The sequence below is a fragment of the Allobosea sp. 01N443 genome (genome assembly GCF_056399325.1).
This window is the reverse complement of the sequence record NZ_JBFTRC010000297.1, coordinates 1-4,816: the sequence shown is the minus strand read 5'-3', so window position 1 is coordinate 4,816 and position 4,816 is coordinate 1. Positions and strand designations below refer to the sequence as shown.

The following is a 4,816-nucleotide window of genomic DNA, read 5'->3' as shown; positions in this document are numbered from 1 at the left end:
GCCCGGGAACATCGCCTGCGCGCGCCAGGCCGGCATCGGCTCTTCACTGGTATGGCTGCAAGCTGGTCGCGTGCGACCACTATGTCCTGACCGACTATGGACAGGCGGAAGACGCGTTGCCGTCAGCGCTGTGCAGTCTGGAGATCCCGCCCACGAATGTATGGGCCTTGTGGGCTCCCGATCCGATCGAAGAACGCTCTCTGCGTGCCTTGCAGGCGTGGTGGACCAAGACAGGGGGGTCAGAGACGCCTGTACCCTGCATTGTGGGGAACAGAGCAGAGCTCGATGCAGCCATACTCGAGCGCTCGCTGCGTGAGACAAGCCGATTGCAGCATAGCAACCAGCTACTGATGCGTGACCTGGCGGCCTTGCGGGAGAGCTGGACCCATCACGTTCGCATTCCCCAGGAACTCGAGGAATTGGTCGCCACCCTGCGCATGGGGCGTCCGCAGCTCATCTTCAACAGCCCCCTTCCCCGTTCGGATGTCGACATTCCCGCCTCTCCCGAAGAGCCCGACGTCAGCGACATCGGGCCATGCCTCGCGCAGCGGCTACCCAGCTCCGCGAGGGGATGGCTCGGCATCGATCTGCATATCGCCGATCCCGGGCGGGGCGCCGGGCATCTGTGCGCGCAGATCGAGGCCTCCGATGCGGGGACGCTTCTGGCGCAGTGGCGCGTTCCCTTCGATGTGCTCTGCAGGGGCTGGCTTCCTCTGCGCCTGCCCAGCGCATCGACTTGCACGTCGCGTTCCCTGACACTCAAGCTCTGGGCCCGTGGCGGCGAGGTGGCGCCTCGTCTTTCGACCTGTTCGGCCGGTGTCATGCACGAATACCGGCTTGCCCCGCAAAGCCTGGCGCAGCCGGACGAGCGAGACGCAGCGACCATGCTTGCGATGAAACTATGGGGCGGACTGCCGGGAATCCGGTCTCTTTCATCCGAAGATGATGGCGAATTCCGACATGAAGCAGGAGCGATGATCCCGGTCCCCGACTCCGTCGTCGGCAAGGCGCATCTTACCCGGGAACAATCTGCTGCTTACCCGGTGTTCGGCTATATCGAGCAGGGAAAGGTCCTCCTGCGCCCCCTGAAGACAACGTCATCTGCGGCTGTCATCAGCCTGCCTGCCACGCCGGGCCTGATCGAGATTTCATGCGAGGTCATGATCGACGACAAGCGCTGCCAGACGCGCCGCCTCGGAGCCCGGCTGGTCGTCACTCCGCACGGGATCGGCCCAGACGACGCAGAAAGCGGCCAGAATGTCCTTGCTGCGACCGAATGGACAGAACTGAACGAGCCGCTTGCACCGTCGCGACTGGTTGCACGGCTGCCATTTGCAGAGAACAGACCGGTTGACCTTCATCTGTTCACGCGTTTGCCCGAACCGGGTCCAATCCCACCGCACGGCCGGGTGGTGTTTGGTCGGTTCGAAGCAGAGATTCATGCCGCATCAGCCTGGGGCATGGCCGCCGTGCTGCCTGTCGCAGATGGTCGAACGGCCCGGCTATGAGGCGGCAAAGCTCCTCCGGGCTCCCGGTGCGACACCCCTGCACATCGCTTCGAGACAGCGCGATGGTGCGACACAACCACGTTCCCGAACGCGATCCGGAGKCGCGCAACTCACGCCGTCCGATGCGCGCCGACTGGTGTCAGTCCGCCGCCTGACCCGAACCGACACAGCCGGGCGAAGCGAACGCGGGACCGTGGCCGGCGCGGAGAACCTCCGCGCATGGTCGAGGTCGATCCGGCCGCTGGCCGCCATAGGCGAACGAGGCAGGCCTCACCACAGCGACGGCCCCGCGGCCGGCAGGAAGCTTCCGCAGGGCTGAGCCTTCCACCGAGACGGCAGCCACGATGCGACCATGTCGGCTGGCGTTTCCAACTCGCGTGGTCACCGCCGCCACGGCACGCCCTCCCCCTCGCCTTTCCCGCGATCGCCGTTCCACAGGCGGCTGCAAGGCCCGGTGTTGACGTCCGGCTCTGGTCATCGTATTGGTCTGACCAGAATAAAAAACAAGTGATCTTGGGATGGACGCTCAGGCTGCAGAAGACCCGAAAGGGTTCGAGAAGGTTTTTGCGTTTTTGCGCGAACAGCTTCTCGACGGCACACTCAAGCCCGGCGACAGGTTGATCGCCGAGCGCGAACTCGCCGTGCAACTCGGCGTCAGCCGGCCGATCGTGCGCGAGGCGTTGCGAGCCCTGCATATGCTGGGCATCGTCGAGATCCGCGATCGCATCGGCACGATCGTCAAGCGCCCCGACATCTCGATGCTGAAGGATTTCTTCGCGCTGGCGCTCGCTCAGCAGGCCGACCTGATCGACGATGTCATGGAGGCGCGCATCGCGATCGAATGCCAGGCGATCCGCCTGGCCTGCGAGCGCGCGATGATCGCCGATTTCGAACGCCTGCAGCGCGCGCTCGTCCGCATCGGTGCGACGATCGACGAGGCCGAGGCCGGGAGCCTGGCCGATTACGATTTCCACCGGGCGATTGTGCTGGCCTCGCGCTCGCAGACGCTCGCCGTCCTGCACGATTCGATGTCGACCTTGCTCGCCCGCTCGCATCGCAGCCGGCGCGAGCTGGTGCAGATGTTCGGCTCGATGAAGACCTACCTGATCGACGACCATAAGAGGGTCTTCGACGCCATCGTCGCGCGCGATCCCGATCGCGCCGAAGTCACCTTGCGACGGCATTTTGCCATCGGCGACGAATATCGGCGCCGCGCGGCGCTTGGCGACGGGGACAGCGGCGAACCGGCCACCGGCTAGAGCCTTTCAGAAGAAGAGAAGCGCTATGGGACGAAACGACAAGGGGCACGTCGGCTTCATCGGCCTCGGCACGATGGGGCGGGAGATGGCGCGCAACCTCCTGAAGGCCGGGCACAGCGTCACGGCCTTCGACATCGTCGGCAGCGCCGTCGAAGAACTCGCCTCCGCCGGCGCGGTCGCGGCGACAAGCCCGGCGCAGGCCGCCGCGACCGCGGATATCGCCATCACGATGCTGCCCGACACGCCGCAGGTCGAGGAGGTCGTCTACGGCGCGCAAGGGCTGCTCGCCTCGCCGCCCGCCGGCCGCCTCATCGTCGACATGAGCACGATCTCGCCTGTCGCCGTGCGGCGCATTCATGCCGATCTCAAGGCGACGGGCACCGATTTCATCGATGCGCCGGTGTCGGGCGGGCCGATCGGCGCCAAGAACGCGGCCCTGTCGATCATGGCCGGCGGCGAGGCCGAGGCCTTTGCCCGCGCCGAGCCCTATTTCAGGGCGATGGGCACGACGATCACCCATGTCGGTGCGCCGGGAGCCGGCCAGGCGGTCAAGCTCTGCAATCAGCTGATCTGCGGCATCAATATACAGGCGATCTGCGAGGCGATCGCGCTTGGCCGGGCCTCGGGCGTCGATCTCGAGCAGCTCCGCAATGTCCTGCTCGGCGGCTCGGCCGCGTCCTGGATGCTCGAAAAACTCGGCCCGGCCATGATCTCCGGCGATGTCGGGGCGGGCTTCCGCATCGACCTGATGCTGAAGGACCTCAGGCTGGTCCAGGAGCAGGCCCAGGCCCTTTCGGTGCCCCTGCCCGGAACCGCGCTGGTTACCAGCCAGTACATCGAAGCCCGCGCCCATGGCGAAGGCGCCAATGGCAACCAGGCGCTTTTCCGCGTCTATGACCGCATGACGAACAGAGCCTGAGGCGGGCGGCGGCGATGGGCCTGAACCTCGACTTTTCCGTCGTTCTGGAGCGCTGGCCCCTGTTCTGGGACGGCGCGGTCATGACGCTGAAGCTCGCCGCTCTCGCGATCCTGTTCGGCGGGGTCATCGGCACCTTCTGCGCCGTCGGCCGCAACAGCGGAAACCGCCTGATCGCGCGGGTCTGCACGCTCTATGTCGAGGCGATCCGCAACACGCCGTTGCTCGTCCAGATCTTCCTCGTCTATTTCGGCCTCGCCAGCGTCGGCTTCAAGTTCTCGGCCTTTTCCGTCGCGGCCGCCGCGCTCGCGATCAATGTCGGCGCCTATACCGCGGAAATCATGCGCGCGGGCTTCGAATCCATCCCCGTCGGCCAGATCGAGGCGGCCGAGGGCCTCGCCCTGTCGCGCTTCCAGATCTACTGGCATGTCATCCTGCTGCCGGCCACCGAGAAGGTCTATCCGGCACTGACCAGCCAGTTCGTGCTGCTGATGCTGGCCTCGTCCGTGACCTCGCAGATCTCGGCGGAAGAGCTGACCGCCGTCGCCAACTACATCCAGTCTGACACCTATCGCGCCTTCGAGACCTATATCCTGGTCGCGATCGCCTATGTCGTGCTCTCGCTCGTGCTGAGAGCCGGCTTCTGGGCGCTGGGGCTTGCGCTGTTTCCGCGCCGCCGGCGCCTCGGCACGGCGTTGTGACGGCGATGGGTGGGTCTCTCAACGCCAATCACCTGTTGTTCCTCGGCCATGGCGCACTGTGGACGATCGGCCTGTCCACGATCGCCCTGGTCGGCGGTGGTCTGCTCGGCTTCCTGATCGCGCTCGCGCGGGTGTCGCCGAGCCGCACGATACGCCTGCTCAGCGGCGGCTACGTCCAGCTGATCCAGGGAACACCGCTGCTGGTGATCATGTTCCTGGGCTATTTCGGCCTTTCGGCGCTGGGCTTCTCGATCTCGGCGCTGATGGCGGCCAGCGCCTCGCTGACGATCTATGTCGGCGCCTATTTCGGCGAGATCTGGCGGGGCTGCATCCAGTCCGTGCCGAAGCCGCAATGGGAAGCGGCCGAAGGCCTGGGCTTGAGCCGGACGCAGCGGATGATCAAGGTCATCCTGCCGCAGGCGATGCGGATCG

The 4,816-nt window shown here is 65.8% G+C and carries 5 protein-coding genes; all 5 read left to right on the top strand.

All coding sequences use genetic code 11. From position 1 onward, the window contains the following. The first annotated feature begins 116 nt into the window (after positions 1-116). On the top strand, positions 117-1,508 hold the full coding sequence (locus tag AC1DRP_RS35010; protein ID WP_476770943.1) for a DUF6212 domain-containing protein: 1,392 nt from the start codon (positions 117-119) through the stop codon (positions 1,506-1,508). A gap of 518 nt (positions 1,509-2,026) precedes the next feature. Then, positions 2,027-2,767 (top strand): FadR/GntR family transcriptional regulator, encoded by a 741-nt coding sequence (locus tag AC1DRP_RS35005; protein ID WP_441491230.1) that lies wholly within the window; start codon positions 2,027-2,029, stop codon positions 2,765-2,767. Next, a complete protein-coding gene (locus AC1DRP_RS35000; RefSeq protein ID WP_476770942.1) occupies positions 2,694-3,686 on the top strand; it encodes an NAD(P)-dependent oxidoreductase in 993 nt (330 codons plus the stop codon). Before AC1DRP_RS35005 ends, AC1DRP_RS35000 begins: the two co-directional genes overlap by 74 nt. Positions 3,687-3,700: 14 nt before the next feature. Continuing rightward, entirely contained in the window at positions 3,701-4,384 is a 684-nt protein-coding gene (locus AC1DRP_RS34995; RefSeq protein WP_441491228.1) for an amino acid ABC transporter permease, read from the top strand. Between the two features lie 5 nt (positions 4,385-4,389). Continuing rightward, on the top strand, positions 4,390-4,816 hold a 427-nt coding region (locus AC1DRP_RS34990), incomplete at its 3' end, for an amino acid ABC transporter permease (protein WP_476770941.1).